General features: G+C 39.4%; 9 protein-coding genes. 4 read left to right on the plus strand and 5 right to left on the minus strand.

Features of this window, described 5'->3' with window-relative positions; translation table 11 throughout:
* Positions 1-95 precede the first annotated feature (95 nt).
* Complete coding sequence (locus H4J70_RS03870; protein WP_182243245.1) at positions 96-3,080, minus strand: TonB-dependent receptor; 2,985 nt, start codon at positions 3,078-3,080, stop codon at positions 96-98.
* A 76-nt stretch (positions 3,081-3,156) separates the two neighbouring features.
* Positions 3,157-5,826, minus strand: a complete 2,670-nt coding sequence (locus H4J70_RS03875) for a glycoside hydrolase family 16 protein (RefSeq protein ID WP_182250652.1) — start codon at positions 5,824-5,826, stop codon at positions 3,157-3,159.
* A 908-nt stretch (positions 5,827-6,734) separates the two neighbouring features.
* On the opposite strand from H4J70_RS03875, the gene H4J70_RS03880 reads away from it, so the two are divergent.
* Positions 6,735-8,894 (plus strand): putative Ig domain-containing protein, encoded by a 2,160-nt coding sequence (locus tag H4J70_RS03880; protein WP_182221604.1) that lies wholly within the window; start codon positions 6,735-6,737, stop codon positions 8,892-8,894.
* Between the two features lie 902 nt (positions 8,895-9,796).
* Here H4J70_RS03880 and H4J70_RS03885 read toward each other — a convergent pair.
* Both H4J70_RS03885 and H4J70_RS03890 read right to left on the minus strand, forming a co-directional pair.
* Positions 9,797-10,558: an ABC transporter permease gene (locus H4J70_RS03885; RefSeq protein ID WP_070374125.1), complete on the minus strand. Its 762-nt coding sequence runs from the start codon at positions 10,556-10,558 to the stop codon at positions 9,797-9,799.
* A complete protein-coding gene (locus H4J70_RS03890) occupies positions 10,555-11,481 on the minus strand; it encodes an ABC transporter ATP-binding protein (protein WP_182214908.1) in 927 nt (308 codons plus the stop codon). Before H4J70_RS03890 ends, H4J70_RS03885 begins: the two co-directional genes overlap by 4 nt.
* Positions 11,482-11,822: 341 nt before the next feature.
* Here H4J70_RS03890 and H4J70_RS03895 point away from each other — a divergent pair, with 341 nt between their 5' ends.
* Positions 11,823-13,739, plus strand: coding sequence for a S9 family peptidase (locus H4J70_RS03895; protein WP_182250653.1), 1,917 nt, complete (start codon positions 11,823-11,825; stop codon positions 13,737-13,739).
* A 372-nt stretch (positions 13,740-14,111) separates the two neighbouring features.
* On the opposite strand, the gene katG is transcribed toward H4J70_RS03895, so the two are convergent.
* Positions 14,112-16,334, minus strand: a complete 2,223-nt coding sequence (gene katG, locus H4J70_RS03900; protein ID WP_182250654.1) for a catalase/peroxidase HPI — start codon at positions 16,332-16,334, stop codon at positions 14,112-14,114.
* A 141-nt stretch (positions 16,335-16,475) separates the two neighbouring features.
* On the opposite strand from katG, the gene H4J70_RS03905 reads away from it, so the two are divergent.
* Positions 16,476-17,009, plus strand: coding sequence for a LysR substrate-binding domain-containing protein (locus H4J70_RS03905; RefSeq protein WP_310740302.1), 534 nt, complete (start codon positions 16,476-16,478; stop codon positions 17,007-17,009).
* A 97-nt stretch (positions 17,010-17,106) separates the two neighbouring features.
* Positions 17,107-18,285, plus strand: coding sequence for a multidrug effflux MFS transporter (locus H4J70_RS03910; protein WP_182250655.1), 1,179 nt, complete (start codon positions 17,107-17,109; stop codon positions 18,283-18,285).
* Positions 18,286-18,431 lie beyond the last annotated feature (146 nt).

An 18,431-nucleotide genomic window follows, 5' to 3' on the forward strand; every position in this document is an offset into this window, starting at 1 on the left:
ACATAAGGTTATAAAATAAAAAAACCTATAAACAAAAAAGGCCTATATCGCAAAACAATATAGGCCTATTAATTGAAACTCACTAGATTACAGGTTTACTTAAAGCTGTAACGAACACCTACAGTATATCTAGTACCGTATTGTCTAGCGGATAAAAACTGCTCTTCGTAACGACCAAAAGATTGCTCAGTTTCGTTATTAAGATTTAACCCTTCAACAAATACCGTAAAGTTTTCATCAATGTCGTAGTTAATACTCATATCGACTTGACCAAACTCTTTAGCAAATTGTGGTGGCGCATCAGAAGAACCTTGAGCTTGTCCTACACCGATAAGGTATTCGTCACGCCAAGCGTAAGTGACTTTTACTGACAAACCTTCTTTTTCATAGAACAATTGAAAGTTAGCCGAATCACTTAAACCGGTTAGTGGTGTTTGCGGTTCTAAATCAGCAACACTATCAACTTTAGTTATGTCATCAACATCAAATTTAACATCACCATCAACAAACGTCGCATTAGCACCGAAACCAAAACCACTCTCGCCAAAAAAATGTTGAACAGCGACTTCTATGCCGTCAACCATCTTGTCATCAGGGGCATTGAATGGACGGGTAATATCCCATTGCATTAAAGGATCATCACCTGCTGGTTCAATAAAGCCTTGAGCGTTTAACGTCGCTCCGTTAGCTTGCATTTGTGCAAAAATTTCATCACTGGTTGGCGTGCCACCGAGGTCAGATACCGCTTGATTCCAACGTGGTCCCTGATAAATATCACGCATATCATCAACTGATGTCGTTATTGTTTGGCTACTAATAAAATTCTTTACATCTTTTCTAAAGTAACCAATAGCAGCATAACTGCCTTCTGCGTAATAATATTCTAAAGAAATATCAAGGTTAGTAGACTCATAAGGGTCAAGATTAGTGTTACCTTCACCACCTATACGAGAGTTAGGACGCGTACTTGCCCCTAATGAACGGCCACCAGCTAAGCTGCCTAAAGGAGCACGAGCTATCGTTTTCCCCCAAGATGCACGGGCAACAAGTTCCTCGCTAAGATCAATTTTGGCATCAATCATAGGTAAAAAGACGTCATGCTCACCTTCAAGCGATAAAATAGTATTTTCACCTGGTTGATATTGAGTAAGCCACTCACTGCCACCTTTCCACCAAACTTCGGTAGGTATAGGTTGCAAGACATTACTAGTTACATCGGTTTGCTCATATCTAAAACCAACATTCACCTGCACGGGTAATTCAGCAACTTCAAATTCAAATAAAGACGACGCATAAACACTCGTTGTATCTTCATCTACTGAAGATTGTGATTGAACACTACCAGGGCGGTAAGCGTCGGTACTAAAAAAGTCGTCGCCTAATACATCACTGTTTAAATAAGACGTTGAACGAGCAACCGCTTCATCAAAGTCAAAACTATAATAGTATCCAGCACCCATAGGGTTGTCGCCATTTGAAAATTCATCCAAAAAGCCATCGGTTGTATTGTACTCAAACATGCCATCAGGAAATGCCGCTGAATAATTGGGGTTAAACAAGAAACCACCAATCAAACCACTCCATGAACGTGAGCCACCCATGGTTTGCTCAGTACGAGCAACACCAAACTTAGCTGACTTTAATGGCGAGTCATCTGGATTTTCCCATGAACCATCGATTTGCAGTTGATCAATTTCAGACTTTCCAGGAGTATGCTCAAATTGGCTAAAATGTGAATCCATTTCACTAGGTGCAAGCGTTGTAGAGCCATTTTTCCAGAAGATTGTCCCTTGTGGAATATCACCTTGTCTGAAGTCATAATGTTTATTAACTAATTGATCTGAACCAAAAACTAATGATCCCGTGCCATTCATGCCTTTATCTTTGCCATTATCAGCTTTATTTTCTGAACTATGGTAATCGACTGAAAAAACAAAGTCATCTGACGGTCGCCATTCAACATTAAAACCTAATGAGCTTTCATTCGTTTCAGTTGTATTTCGATTGGCCGTATAAGAACCATCGTTACCAGACAAGTCGGCAAAAATAACTGTACCATTTTCATCTAATTCGTAAGCATCAATGTTGCCACCAAAATCGTGCCATTGACCCCAACCAATAGAATTAGTGCCCGTGGTTGACTCTCCCATCGTATAATCAAGTGTCATAATCACACTTTCAATAGGCGCATATTGAAAAGTAACATTGGCATTAGTTCTTTCACGCTCAACATTAGCAATACCATAGTTCATATCACGAGGGAAAAAAGCACCCGCTGCCGCATTTGCATCACGATTATCAATGACTTTGTCATCATCTAAAGTCGGAAGCTGTGCGTCTGGCTGAAACTGCCAACCTTGAATATTTGCCGATTGTTGTTGAAAGTCACGTTGTTGATGAGAGAACGACAAAGCAAAACCAAAGGTGTCATCAGCAAAAGTATTACTGTATAAGCCTGAAAATTCTGGTGTTACATCATCACCTTCAACATTAGACGAGTCATAAATGCCTTTTCCTGAAAGAACAAATTTCTCACCTGGGCTAGCAAAAGGCTTCATGGTAATAATATTAACTGTCGCGCCAAGACCACCACTTGGGTTTTCTGCACGCGCAGTTTTATGTACTTCGATAGCACTAACACCATCAGAAGACAAATTTTCTAAACTGTATGAACGTGAATTACCCGTACCCGGCATTTGACGACCGTTAAGTGTAATTAGGTTAAACTCTGGACCAAAACCACGCACGGTGATCTGGCTGCCTTCGCCATTAGAACGACTGACCGAAACACCGGTAATACGTTGTAATGACTCGGCTAAGTTAGTGTCTGGAAATTTACCCATATCTTCAGCAGATATGACGTCGACAACGCCAGAAGCGTTTCTTTTTACTGACATAGAGCGAGACAAACTGCTCATGATACCAGTCACTTGAATAACTTCTATCGCAGCGTCTTTTTCACTATTATTGACTTTATCGGTTACTGCTTCTTCGGCATAAAGCTGACTGCTCAAACCGGTTGCTAAAACCGCTGATATACAAACGGCTAGGCGCTTTTTATTAAAAATTGAATGTTTCATGGTTACCCTACTTTCTTAAAATTAGTTTTAATGACGGCGGCTGTTTAAAGCCGCTCAACCTTTGCTAATATCGTGGTTACAGTGCCGTTATCATCACATTGTCAAGACGAAAAACAGCCCCTTCTCCAGTTCCCCAAGCAGGGAAAATCATTAATACATCTATCTGACTAATATCCAAACCCGCATCAAATAATGTTTGTAGTGGGAATGTGTAGGTTTGCCATTCACCCGTAGTCGGTGCTTTTCCTTCTGTGCTGCCTGTTAAAGGAAGCTCTGCAAAAGTTTCGGCTTTATTTGACTCGATTTTAAACATCCAAACACTTGCCGCATCGTTTGGTGGTGTAACAACTTTAACATCAAATTTCACCACACCGTTGGCTAAGATAGCTGATGCATCAACAAAAACGCCATCTTCAGCATCAAGCCCAACAACCGTTGGCTGTGAACCAATAACATATTCAGCCGTTACGCCATGCGCGGTATCATCGTTTTCAAGTGTTGGTGTTGTGCCACCACAACAATCCCACATTGACCAACCTGTAGCAGGTGCATCAGCAAATAAAACATCATTGTTGACAGTTGTTGCTGTTGGGTCATAAATTTTAACGTTATCTAAACGGTAAATAGCACCTTCGCCAGCACCCCATGCAGGGAAAACCATTAAGACATCAATCGCACTGACATCTAAACCAGCATTTGCTAAGTCAGATAAGTTAAAAGTATAAGTTTGCCATTGGTCTAGAGCAGGTGAAACACCTTCAACAGAGTCAGTTAACGGAAGTTCTGCGAAGGTCGCATTATTGTCCGCTTCAACTTTAAACATCCAAGCCGCATCACCAGGCATAGCCGTTACTTTCATTTCAAATTGAATTACACCGTTAGAAAGAATCGCAGAGGCATCAAATGGCGCAGGTGAGTCTGTGTTATCAGCTCTTGAAATAAAGCCCATTACAGTTGGCTCACCACCGATAGAAAATTCAGCTACGTTACCGTGAGCATCATCATCTAACTCAACAGTAGGCATAGAACCGCCACAACAATCCCACATTGGCCAGCTTGGATTTTCGTCATCGGTAAAGACCACTAATTCAGGCGCTCCACCAACGTCACCTTCAATCGCGATATTAGTAATTAAATATTCAGCACCTTCGCCTGTTTGCCAAGCTGGGAATATCATCACCACATCAATTGCACTAAGATCTAGACCTGCGTCTTGTAAGACTGATAATGGGAATGTATAAGTTTGCCATTGACCCACAACAGGATCTGCACCTTCATTACTGGTGTTAAGCGCAACATCGCCAGTATTAGGTCCGCCGTCACCGGCTTCGACTTTTAATAACCAAGTAGTCGCAGAAGATGGCGGGGTAACCACTTTCATTTCAAATGACAAAGTACCATTTAAATCAACTAATGGTGATGCATCAAATGGGCTAGACTCGCCAGAAAAATCATCGCCAAAATGTCCGCCTCGCGTTGAAAAACCTAATACGGTGCCATTGTTATCATTAATATTAAATTGAACAGCATCGCCTTTATCGGCATCAGCGATAATTGCAGGTGAAGTACCACCACAACAATCCCAAGCAATCCAGTTAGCATTTAAAGTACCGTTAAAAATATCTAGGTTTTTAGCAACACCATCACTTGGGGGCAATGGAACTGGCGCTTTACCTTCAACAAGACCATCTTCTAAACTATCGTAACCAGGTCTTACTGTTTCACAGCCTTTACCGGTATCAATATTTTGCTGACACTGGTAAACACGTACATAGTCAATTTCAAATTTGTTATCTGCACCAAAAGCTGTGGCATCAACACCTAAGTCATTAACATTTTCAGGCCAAGTGCCACCAACAGCAAAGTTAAGTACTAAATAAAATTCTTTGTCGTAAGGAGCCTTGCTCCAATAGGTTTTTAATTCACCCGATAATTGGTCGTAGTATTCAGTAAACCAACCTCGATGTGCTAAGCCTACTGCTTCATCTTTAGAGTTGTAGCGAATTTTGGATTGTCGCTGTGTTGCATATAAATGGTCATCCATGTACCAGCGAATTTCACCTTCTTGCCACTCAATGGCGTAAGTGTGAAAATCATCAGCTGGGTTAGCGCCACTTGCTAGGCTATAAGCTTGTCCTGATTGAGAATTGTTAGGCCAGCTTTTACCATAATGAAGTGTTCCGTAAACATGGTTTTCTGCGGTACCGTCTTCTCTCGCTACACCTAAGTTAACTGATTCAAAGATATCAATTTCACCCGAACGTGGCCATTCGCCATATTCTTCATCGGTAGGCATCATCCAAAATGCGGGCCAGCTACCTTGTCCTGAAGGCGCTTTTGCACGCATTTCCATACGTCCATATTTAAAATCGGCTTTGTAACGCGTCATCATACGTGCTGATGTGTAAGGTAAAGCGGCGCCCTCGGCTGCGGGTAAGGCTACAATGTTTAATATGCCATCTTGTATATATGAGTTTTCAGCGCTGTCGGTGTAACATTGTTTCTCTTGGTTACCACCACCGTCACAGTTAACTTCATGCGTCCAGTTTTGACTGTTTATTGTGCTTGCATCAAACTCATCATTCCACACCATTTTCCAATCAGAGACAGGTTGTTGTGGATCAATAATATCTGGTTTAGTTTCGGTGGCTGCACCACCACAGCCAGCAAGTCCTAACGTAACCGTTAGCCCTATTAACGCGGCCAAGCCTTGTGTTTTAAATTTAACACTGCTTTTAGTTTTCATGTCTTCTCCCCTAGAGATATCCAAATCAAATATTTATAATCATTTTTATAATGTCTATACGCTACTTTTATCTACAAAGCTCACGTGAATACAAATACAATCGTAAACAAAATACTGTTATTAACTAAATATCTTTTAGCACAACGATTTACTAATTAGCATTTAAATACGGTCAGATGGGATAGTGCAAAGTTGAAATGGACAAAACAGGGTCAAACGACTTTTTTTGATGACCTTTTTGGCTTTTATAATTACCGCTTTACTTGGGTTTTGTATTAAGAGGCTAATACAACTTTAAAGCAAGGTGAGTCATCATCTATATAATATGATAAAGACTAAGCTCAGTGCTCTCTTTACCCATTAGCTTTTAAGAATGAACACCAAAAGACACCCAATTGATAAGTGTTAAACCTTAGCCTCTTGCCATCACACTAATAAATACTCCGCATTATTTCAAGGGTTGATTGCCCGATAAAATCGCCCATCACGTGTAAAACACCGCTAACAATTAGCGGATAAAAGCTATTATTTATCTCCTTACACCAACAAATCCGTACACTTTAAAGTCAAATCGCTCAATAAAAACCCAATTACAGTGCAAAATTTAATAAAAACCCACTTGACCATGAAATTAGGGACGACTCACCGTTTCCTGATTGTTTGTATCACTTTTTACTGTAGTTTATTTTTGGCTTTTCTACGATTAATCTCAGTTAAATTTAACTAGAAATGCATCATAAAATAATAAAAGAAGAAGAAGTTTGGCTATTTAATTAGCCAAGTGAGTACCTTCAACTAAGCAGCACGGCTGCTATATACAAACCTAAGTATAACGACACAAGCTTGGTTTTATATTGCCAATACTGCAAATAATCAAATGACAATTGAACAGTTTATAGGGGATCTAAATGACTAATATAAAAAATAAAAAAAGCTTCAACAAAAACATAATCGTCCTAAGCCTAGGTTTAGCTTTATCTGCATGTGGGGGAAGTTCAAGCGATGATAAAGTTGCTGACGTTATAGAAGTTAACTCCGCACCAACTATTAGCAGCACAGCGGTCACAACAATTGAATCAGGTTCCACTTATAGCTACTCACTAGTCGCTGCTGATGCCGATGGTGACACTTTAACAATGTCAGCCACAAATTTACCCGCTTGGTTAACGTTTGATAGTGCAACCGGAAGCTTAACGGGTACGCCAGCGGATAGTGATGCCGGAGATACGGCAATTACTTTAACCGTAAGTGATGGAACTGATGAAATCACTCAATCCTTTACTGTTTCAGTCACTGTTCAAGCACAAGCTAACAATGCTGCTGTTATTACAAGTACTGGCGTTACAAGTGCTACTGTTGGTGAGTCATACTCCTACACACTTATGGCAACCGATGCTGACAGCGATACATTGACAATGTCAACAACTGTCCCAGGCGCGCTTTCTTGGTTAACGTTTGATGACAGTACAGGCATATTGTCAGGCACACCGGCATCGGGTGATGTTGCTGCTACAGAAATCACCTTAACAGTGAATGATGGCACTGTAGATACAATGCAAACATTTACCATTACCGTTGCTGACGCTGCAGTTGAAAACACCCGTAATATGATTGCTTTTGAAGGTGCTGCAGAGACCTATGCTTTCAATAATTTTGATGGCGGCATGTCAACTGTGATGGCTAATCCACAAGCAATGGGCATAAATACCAGCAACCAAGTCGTAGAAATGCAAAAATTGGCTGGACAACCTTGGGGAGGCAGTACATTAACCTTGCCTACAGCATTAACCTTGGCTGCGGAAGATAACACCTTCACAATGAAAGTTTGGTCGGCGCGTGCAGTACCTGTTTTATTTAAACTTGAAGGCATTAATAAAGAAATATCAATGGATCATGCAGGCACTGGCTGGGAAAATCTTAGTTACGATTTTGCAGATGATGTAACCGGCGCCTTAGACAGCGTTACGGTAATATTTGATTTAGGCACTATGGGCGACGCAGAAGGAAACGCGGCAGATTGGACCTTTTATTATGACGAAATAACAACACCTGCAACCGCTGAAGAAGAAGTCGTAGGTGGTGGCTCTACAAGTACCACTGATTTTGAAGCTGATCCACAAAGCTACACCTTTAATGATTTTGATGGAGGTGCAGCCGTTGTGCTAGCCAACCCAGATGCAACGGGTATTAATACCAGCGCTCAAGTGGGTCAAATGACAAAATCTGCGGGCCAAACTTGGGGTGGTTCAACAATGACATTGGCTACACCAGCGGCAATTCCAGCTAATAGCATGATTACCATGAAAGTTTGGGCTTCGCGTGCTGTACCCGTTTTAGTTAAATTTGACGATATGGATGCAGAAAGAACAGCAAACCATACTGGTTCAGGATGGGAAGAGTTGAACTTTGATTTTACTGGCGCGACCAGTACAAGTGAAACCAGACTTACCCTAATTTTTGATAATGGCGTGATGGGCGATGCCGCGAGCGATGCCGCTAACTGGACTTTCTACTTTGATGATTTTACCACCCCTGCTGCTGAAGAAGTCTCTGCAGGTAACTTTGTTGCCGTTGGAACTCCATATGACTTTGAAGCCACAGGTTTAGGCAGTGATTTTGTTTGGGCGGTATTTGAAAATGATGATAACCCTGCACTCGAATTTGTTGCTAACCCGGCTTCATCAACAGTGAATGACTCAACAACAGTTGCTATGTTTACCGCTAGAATGGCAGGTCAGCCATGGGCTGGTACTGAAACAACGGCGGCCAATACCACACCATTTACGATGGACGCAACCAATAGCATTGTTAAAATAATGGTTTATAAGTCTGTTATCAGTGATGTGGCATTAAAGTTCTCTGTAGGCGCTGCGGCACAAGCAGAAATCAAGGTACCTAATACTAAAATCAATGAATGGGAAGAGCTTACTTTTGACTTTTCTAGCCGTATTGGTATGGCTGAAACCATTAATATTGACTCGGTAATAGTTTTCCCTGAATTTACTGACGGCAGAGCTGCAGATACCGTAAGCTATTTTGATAATATTACTTTCGGTCATAATGAATAGTGTTGATAAAAAAATAAAACTTAGCTTGTGTTTTAATTAGCTAAGTTTTACATTAATTGTTAGTAAAATAAAAAGGGTTCTGGTTTACATTGCTAAGCCCTTTTATCTCGTTTTAATAGACTTATTTGAATAAGCGGAGAGGTTTTATGAAAATATCAAAAATGTTACTCAAGAGTGAACTCGTGTTGAATATAGGATTTGGCTTAACCGTATTGTTAATTGGCAAAATAACCCTATATTTTATCGCCTAAGAAAAGCACTAAAGGTCGTACATAATGGACAAAGCCTTTAGTAACTTTTAAATAACCCCTTTTAATCCCCGCAACAAAAACAGAATCTAGCGATGTAAAAATCTTTCAGCGATGATGACTCTTCCCAAAATAGACAGTAAATCCAATATTTTTACCGTCAGCTAAGATATAAAATTCATTACTTTATTAACAGATAACAGCTTAAATATTATTGACTCGTCTTTATCGCCCAATGAATATTAAGTGAAACTATAGCATTTATCAGCAAGTAGTCAGCGTTAGGCATTTAATGAAAGACTGACTTAATCAGTTCGCATTATCTCATCATTAATTTATTTAGTTTTAATTGAAAGTAAACCATCATCCAACACATCTCGTACTACTTAATAATAACTTCTCGACACTATTTATTAATAATAATTAATGTTGAGGAGAGAATAAAGTTATTCGAATAAGTGGAGAGATTTTATGAAAACACTAAAAATGTTACTCAAGAGTGAACTCGTGTTGAATATAGCATTTGGCTTAACCGTATTGTTAATTGGCAAAGTAACCCTATATTTTATCGCCTAAACAAAGCACTAAAGGTCGTACATAATGGACAAAACCTTTAGTAACTTTTGCTTAAATAGCGTAAACAGCCTATCTCTTTTATTGTTTTATCTGATAACCACTTTTAAATATCCAAGTAACCGCTAATAAGCAAAAAGCTAAAAAGCCACTCATCACAAAAAAGCTTGTTAGTAAACTTACGTCAGCCACTTCATAAAAACTCCATCGAAAGCCACTAATCAAATAAAAAACTGGGTTAAATTGCGTTACTGTTTGCCAAAACGGCGGCAGCATACTGACAGAATAAAAAGTGCCCCCTAAGAAAACCAAAGGCGTAATAACAATAAGTGGGATCACTTGTAGTTTCTCAAAATTATCTGCCCAGATGCCAATAATAAAACCAAATAAACTAAAGGTTATAGCGGTCATCACTAAAAAGAACAACATCCAAAATGGATGGGCTATTTCCAGAGGCACAAAGAAATGTGCTGTTGCGAGAATAATCAATGCTAGCAAAATGGATTTTGTCGCTGCCGCACCGACATAACCGAGCAGCACCTCAAAGGAAGATACCGGAGCAGAAAGTAGTTCATAAATAGTACCGGTAAATTTAGGAAAATAAATACCAAATGAGGCGTTGGAAATACTTTGTGTTAACAGCGAGAGCATAATTAACCCAGGAACAATAAAAGCACCGTAGCTCACGCCATCTATTTCAGTAATTCGAGAGCCAATGGCAGAACCAAAAACAACAAAATAAAGTGACGTCGAAATCACTGGAGAAATAATACTTTGAAAAATAGTACGTTTAGTCCTGGCCATTTCAAATTTGTAAATAGCCGCAACAGCATAACGATTCATGTTTTTTCCCTTACTAATGAAACAAATATATCTTCTAACGAACTTTGATCTGTTTTGATATCTTTAAAAGCAATACCCGCTAAAGACAATTGTTGAAGTAAAGCAGATATTCCTGTGTGTTCATTGGTGGTGTCGTAACTATAAATTAATTGCATCCCTTCATTTTGTAGCTGTAAATTAAAATCAGTCAATTGCGCAGGCATTTCAATTAACGGTTCTTTTAAATCGAGGATCAATTGCTTTTTACCCAATTGATTCATTAACGCTATTTTATCTTCAACTAAAATGAGCTGGCCGTTTTTGATCACACCAATACGGTCTGCTATTTCCTCAGCCTCTTCAATATAGTGTGTCGTTAAAATAATGGTGACACCGTCGTTGCGTAATTCTCTAACCAGTTGCCACATATCTTTGCGCAGCTCTACATCGACACCTGCGGTTGGTTCATCTAAAAACAAAATAGCAGGTTCATGAGAGAGCGCTTTAGCTATCATCACTCGTCGTTTCATACCACCGGATAACTCAATCATCTTGTTATCTTTTTTATCCCAAAGTGATAATGATTTTAGCGTTTTTTCTATAAAAGCTGGATTCGGTTTTTTGCCGAATAAACCTCGACTAAATGAAACTGTTGTCCATACTGTTTCAAAGGCGTCAGTGGTTAACTCTTGTGGTACTAAGCCAATAAGACTTCGGGTATGTCGGTAACCGGTGACGATATCTTTGCCATCAACGGTGATTTGCCCAGACGTGGCATCAACTATGCCGCAAATAGCACTGATCAGTGTAGTTTTACCTGCGCCGTTTGGTCCTAGCAAGGCAAAGATTTCAGCAGGTTTTATTGATAAGTTAATATTATTAAGTGCTTGAAAACCACCCGCATATACTTTGTTAACATCTGTGATTTTAATAATGGGTTGCAAGGTTATTTCTCATCAGTATTTGAATACTACTAAGGTATACGACATACCCTATTGATGGCTAGGAAAATCAATAAATTAGTTGCCCCGTTTTTGTATTAGCTGTATTCAGGTCTTGTTTGGCATAGCTAATATCGAACGCTTGGTTAGGTGTTACGCTAAAACGGGTTAAATAAAGTGAAATTTATATGAATAAATGTCGCTTGTTAACGTTTATATTTTTACTACTTTGTCATCATTGATTAACGTATCTGTAATCTTTATTTTATGCACTATACTGGTATAGAACAAAAAACAAGCAACTGACTTAGTTTCTTGATCATCGCAACAAAAGGATTTCACCCATGATAAAGTTTCCGCTATTGATTACAATAATTTGCACAGGACTATTACTCTTTGCCTGTTCTAAACCCGCCGAAGAAGTAGCTAAACAAGCCGTTATCGAAGAAAAAAAACCTGTCTTTGAGACCTATAGCGCAGAAGAGTTCTTTAAAACAACCTCAGTCTCTGGCTCATCAATTAATGCTGATGCCAGTGCGGTTTTGATCAGTAATGATAAAACAGGTATTTTTAATGCCTACAAAATGCCACTTGATGGCTCAGCCCCAATACAATTAACTCAGTCAACAGTTGACTCTGCTTTTGCAGTAAGTTGGTTTCCTAAAGACGACAGAATTCTTTATACCGCAGACAAGGGCGGTGACGAATTAGATCATTTATATGTAAGAGAATTATCAGGCAGCATAAAAGACCTTACCCCAGGTAAAGACTTAAAAGCTTATTTTGTTGGTTGGCATGAAGATAATAAACAGTTTTTTGTTGCCTCTAATGAAAGGGACCCTAAGTTTTTTGATGTATACCGTTATCAAAATGATGATTATTCAAGGGATCTTATTTATCAAAATTCTGCCGGCTATTCAGTCGAAACTATCAGCCCAAATGGTCAGTATATTGCTTTGAGCAAAACGAATAGCAATGCAGACTCCAATTTATATTTAGCCGACTTAAATAAAGCAGACGAGTTAACTGCACTTATAACTGAGCATCAAGGTGATGTTGAACACAGTGCCTACACTTTTACTCGTGATAGTAAGCGGCTGATATATTCAACAGACGAATTTGGCGAATATAAACAGGCTTGGGCTTGTGATATAAAAGCAAAAACACAAGCACTAAACTACGCTGCAGATTGGGACGTTAGTTTCACTTACTTCTCTAAAGATGGCCGTTATCAAGTCACTGGTGTTAATGCCGATGCGCAAACTAAAATAGAAATTATCGACCTGAAAATAAAGCAACCGTTAACACTTCCTAAATTGCCCAGTGGCGATTTACGTGGCGTAAACTTTTCAGCTGATGCCAGTTTAGTTATTTTTTATATCAATTCAGATACGTCGCCTTCTAACCTCTATGTTCATCAATTAGGATCAAAGCGTATTAAGCGCTTAACTAACACAGGTAATCCTAATATTATTGAAGAGAACTTAGTTGTTGGCGAAATTGTCCGCTTTAAAAGTTTTGATGGTTTAGAAATTCCTGGGATTTTATATAAACCCAAACAAGCCGCTACACAAAAAGTCCCTGCTTTAGTATGGATACATGGAGGCCCAGGAGGTCAAAGTCGTAAGGGTTATTCCGCTACCATTCAGCATTTGGTCAATAACGGCTACGCTATTTTTAGAATAAATAACCGTGGTTCAAGTGGCTATGGTAAAACCTTCTTTCATTTAGATGATAAGAAGCACGGTGACCATGATTTAAAAGATGTTGTCTATAATAAATATTATTTACAGACTTTAGATTGGGTCGACAAAGATAGAATAGGGGTTATTGGCGGAAGTTACGGTGGCTATTTAACCATGGCCGCAATGGCATTTACCGATGAGTTTACTGTCGGTGTCAATATCTTTGGTGTCACTAATTGGGTCAGAACGCTAGAAAGTATTCCACCCTACTGGGAGGCCTTTAGACAGTCTCTTTATGATGAGTTAGGTGATCCCAGTACAGATAGAGAACGTTTACGCAGTATTTCTCCAGTATTCTTCGGTGATAAAGTCAAAAGTCCGGTACTTGTTGTACAAGGTAAAAATGACCCTAGAGTATTAAAAATTGAAAGTGATGAAATGGTTGAGTCTATTCGAAGCGGTGGAACTTTCGTTGACTATTTGGTCTTTGACGATGAAGGTCACGGCTTTAGTAAAAAAGCTAATCGCATTGAAGCATCTAATAAGTACTTAAGCTTTTTAAAAACCTACTTATAGTCTGTTAACCTAAAACTCGCATGTAAAGGTAAAGTCTGTTGTAGACTTTACCTTTTTTATAAGATGTTATTGCTAAAAAAAGCTAATACAGCCTTAGCCGTATTAGCGATATAGTTTAAAAATAACCTTACTTTAAATCAAACTAGCCTAGTTGCATCACTTAAATCCAGGTTTTGAATAAGATGTTATGGCTAAAAAAGCTAATACAACCTTAGCCGTATTAGCGATATAGTTTAAAAATAAACAAGCTTACTTTAAATCAAACTGGCCTAGTTGCATCACTTTAATCCAGGTTTTGAATGAGATGTTATTGCTAAAAAAAGCTAATACAGCCTTAGCCGTATTAGCGATATAGTTTAAAAATAAACAAGCTTACTTTAAATCAAAGCGGTCTAATTGCATCACTTTAACCCAGGCTTTAATAAAGTCATTAATAAACTTTTTGTCAGCATCATCTGAGGCATACACTTCGGCAATGGCTCTTAATTCAGAGCTCGAGCCAAAGATAAGATCAACCGGTGTCGCTTGCCACTTTACCTTGCCTGAAGCGCGGTCAGCACCGATATAAATTCCAGCTGTAGATTCATCTTTAGTCCACACGGTAGACATATCTAATAAATTTACAAAGAAATCATTCGTTAAGACACCAGGAGTATTTGTGAACACCCCAAAAGATGAACCATCATAGTTTGCATCAAGTGCTCGCATACCGCCAACCAACACGGTCATTTCAGGGACATTTAAACCAAGAGAATTGGCTTTATCCACTAACATCTCTGTTGGCGATAGGTAACTTTCATCCGTATAAAAATTACGAAAGCCATCCGCTTTTGGTGCTAAATAATTAAATGATTTAACATCAGTTTGTGCTTGTGTTGCATCAGCACGGCCAGGCATAAAGGGGACAGCTACTGTTGTGCCTGCTTTTTTGGCTGCAGTTTCAATAGCTGCTGCGCCACCTAATACGATTAAGTCTGCTAGTGATACTTGCCTTTTAGCTGATTGCTTATTGTATTTAGCTTGAATAACTTCAAGTGTTGTTAATACTTTATTAAGTTCGGCTGGATTATTAACCGTCCAACTATTTTGTGGCTCTAGTTTAATGCGAGCACCATTAGCACCGCCGCGCATATCGGTGACACGATGACTCGATGCTGAAGCCCAAGCCGTTCTCACTAACTCAGCAGTGGTTAAATCTGACTGTGTAATTTGCTTTTTCAGCTCAGCAATATCTTGCTTGGTAATCAGTTGATAGTTGACCGCAGGAATAGGGTCTTGCCATGTTAGCACTTCACTCGGCACTTCACTGCCCACGTATCTTGCACGAGGTCCCATATCACGATGTGTTAATTTAAACCAAGCTCGAGCAAAAGCTTTTTCAAATGCTTCAGGCTCTGCTCTAAAACGTTCAACAATTTTACGAAACTCAGGGTCTTCTTTTAGAGCAAGATCTGTAGTAAACATAATGGGTGCATTACGTTTATTAGGGATATGGGCATCCGGTACTAAGTTAACCGCAGCTTTGTTTTCAGGTGTCCACTGTTTAGCTCCTGCAGGGCTTTTCGTTAGAACCCAATTGAAGTTCATTAGGTTGTCTAAGTAATTCGTTGACCATTGTGTTGGTGTCGTTGTCCAAGCACCTTCTAAGCCACTGGTTATCGTATCTGCGCCAACACCGCTGTCACATTTGTTTTTCCAGCCTAAACCCTGTGCTTCAATATCAGCGGCTGCGGGCTCTGCACCAACACAATCACTGGGTTTTTTCGCTCCATGTGCCTTACCAAAAGTATGACCACCAGCGCTTAAAGCAACAATTTCTTCATCATTCATCGCCATACGACCAAATGACATTCTGATGTCTTGAGCAGCTAAGAGAGGATCAGGTTTACCATGGGGCCCTTCTGGATTAACATAAATCAAGCCCATTTCTACTGCAGCAAGAGGACCTTTCAATTTACCCTTTTTATCGCGACGTTTATCAGTAAGCATGGTCGTTTCAGATCCCCAATAAACTAAATCAGGTTCCCAATCATCCGTTCTGCCACCCGCAAAACCAAAGGTTTTAAAACCCATCGATTCTAGCGCTACATTGCCCGAAAGCACCATCAAATCAGCCCAAGAAATTTTACGACCATATTTTTGTTTAACCGGCCATAATAATCGACGTGCTTTATCTAAGTTAGCATTATCAGGCCAGCTATTAAGGGGTTCAAAACGTTGTTGCCCACCCGACGAACCGCCGCGCCCGTCATGTACTCTATACACACCAGCACTGTGCCAAGCCATGCGGATCATTAATGGGCCGTAATGCCCCCAATCTGCAGGCCACCAAGATTTTGAGTCAGTCAGTGTGGTTTGAATATCTTTTTTAAGTTGGGTTAAATCAAGACTGGCAAATTCTTCAGCATAATTGAATTGTTCGCCGTATGGATTAGATTCAGCGCTATGCTGGCGTAAGGGGCTAAGATTTAACATATCTGGCCACCAAAACTGATTGGTTTTTGCTTCATTTGCCGCGAATGCAGTTGTAGGTATTACCATTGCAGATAAAGCAACAGAGATTGCCGCAGCAATCGGAAGGGTTTTATTAAACATGTGCAGTCCTTTTTTATAATAATGGGTTTATAAAATGTCATCGTTAGCATAAGATCAATAAGGAGAATTGAATAGTTGATTAAATTGAAGATAATGTTCTATTTTACATAATGACTGGTTTAATATTTTCAATTAAAAATTATTGAAGACCTATCACATAGACTTGTTGAAAAGGTACCTGCCAGTGAAATTGATGCCGATATTCTTGCATTACCCTACTCTATTGAGGGATTGATCAGTTTCAATTTTTGGCAAGAAGGCTTTTATTGGGTCTGTCATAAGGATCAGTGTCCAAAAAAAGTTCAGGGAATTACCAGTGAAGCGTTAGAAATTGATAAGCTGATGTTGTTAAAAGAAGGCCATTGCTTAAAAGGTCATGCCATAGCAGCTTATCGCTTGCAGCCTTCACACAAAAAGCAAGACACTGATGTTGACTCGGCGAGTCCTCATACTTTGATACAAATGATTGCAGGAAAACTTGGTACAACACTTTTGCCACAGATAGCCTTAGAGCCATTGACCTTGAACGAGTCAGAACTTCGGGCGATTCATGTAAATGAACCCGGGCCACACCGCACCATTGTCTTAATCATTAGACTTAACTATGTCCGAACTAATGAATTAACTCTACTTAAAGATATTTTCACCAAACAATTAACTAACAAGTATAGTTAAAGCGAAATGCTGTTTAGTTTCATTAAATTAACGATAATTCGCTTCTGCTAATAACGCCAATATCTTATACTAGGCAGTCATCATTATTGAGACTAAAATGACAAATAGACAACTTTTACCACTGCTGATTTTAATGGTTATTTTTAGCCCTTTAGCCATAGATATATTTTTACCCGCTTTACCCATTATGGCTGAAGAACTTCTTGTTCCCATGAAGGAAATTCAATGGAGCATAACGATATTCATTCTAAGTATGGGCTTTGGTCAACTGATAAGTGGCCCACTCGCTGATAGATATGGTCGTCGCCCCGTTGCGATGGCTGGTATAATTATTTATGGCTTGGCTTCTCTTCTTTGTGCTTATGCAGATAACTTAACGTTTTTTCTCCTTAGTCGTTTAGTACAAGGCTTTGGTGCTTGCGCCATTGTTGTAGCCGCCTTTGCCAGTGTCCGTGATAAATACAACGCAATAGAAAGTGGCGTGATGTACTCTTATTTAAACAGTGCTATATGCTGTATTCCTGCGCTTGCACCATTACTGGGTAATGTTTTAACCGAGTATTTTGGCTGGCGAAGTAACTTTCAATTTATGACAGGATATGCTGTTTTTGCCGGTTTGATTTTGTTTTTTACCCTCAAAGAAACCAGGCCCACACATACCATACCCTCTAAAAATCTTATCAGCTTGGGGCATTTTATTACGGTGGCGAAACACCCTGTCTTTCTTTTTAATGCTTTAGTAGTAATGTTATCAATGGCAATTATTATTGCCTATGTAACGAGTTCACCTGCTTGGTTAATGGTGAGATTGGGGTTAGATCAGCAAAGCTTTGTTTATTGGTTTAGTCTCAATGCTGTCATTAATATTGTCGCTTGTTTTTTGGCTCCTCAGGTTTTAGTTAAATTTGGTGCCCGGGTGACCATAGGTTTTGGTATGGTTTTGCTGATTGTAGCCGGATTGTTAATGTTAGCTTTATTAACTTGGCAAACACCTGTCGCTTTTATGTTACCAATAATGATCAGTTCACTTGGTTTTTCATTACTGATGGGAGCTTGTGCAGGACAAGCTCTAGCACCTTTTGGTGAAAAGGCAGGTTCAGCTTCAGCGCTGTTAGGATTTGTACAAATGAGTGGTTCAGCAGTTATTGTATATTTATTACAACTATTGCCACTCAATGAAGCTGAGCAATTGGTGTTATTAATGTTGTCAATAATTCCAGTGTATTTCATCTGGAAGTTGCCTCAAGTAAAAGCCCGTATCATGTTAGATGGTTAGCAATTGGTGGTGATTTTTGATTTATTACCACGATTACCACTAAATTTAGATAATGAAGATATACGTGACTTGAGACTCTGGCACAAGAAAGTGTAATCGCTGACAAGTATTGTATTCTCGATCAATATCAATATTTCACAGAGTAG

It is taken from the genome of Colwellia sp. BRX8-9 (assembly GCF_014077245.1).
GTDB lineage: Bacteria > Pseudomonadota > Gammaproteobacteria > Enterobacterales > Alteromonadaceae > Colwellia_A.

Excerpts from the sequence above, each read along its gene's own strand:
- H4J70_RS03875 (WP_182250652.1), bottom strand. The coding sequence starts at position 5,826 with ATGAAAACTAAAAGCAGTGTTAAATTTAAAACACAAGGCTTGGCCGCG.
- H4J70_RS03895 (WP_182250653.1), top strand. The coding sequence starts at position 11,823 with ATGATAAAGTTTCCGCTATTGATTACAATAATTTGCACAGGACTATTA.
- H4J70_RS03885 (WP_070374125.1), bottom strand. The coding sequence starts at position 10,558 with ATGAATCGTTATGCTGTTGCGGCTATTTACAAATTTGAAATGGCCAGG.
- H4J70_RS03910 (WP_182250655.1), top strand. The coding sequence starts at position 17,107 with ATGACAAATAGACAACTTTTACCACTGCTGATTTTAATGGTTATTTTT.
- H4J70_RS03870 (WP_182243245.1), bottom strand. The coding sequence starts at position 3,080 with ATGAAACATTCAATTTTTAATAAAAAGCGCCTAGCCGTTTGTATATCA.
- H4J70_RS03880 (WP_182221604.1), top strand. The coding sequence starts at position 6,735 with ATGACTAATATAAAAAATAAAAAAAGCTTCAACAAAAACATAATCGTC.
- katG (WP_182250654.1), bottom strand. The coding sequence starts at position 16,334 with ATGTTTAATAAAACCCTTCCGATTGCTGCGGCAATCTCTGTTGCTTTA.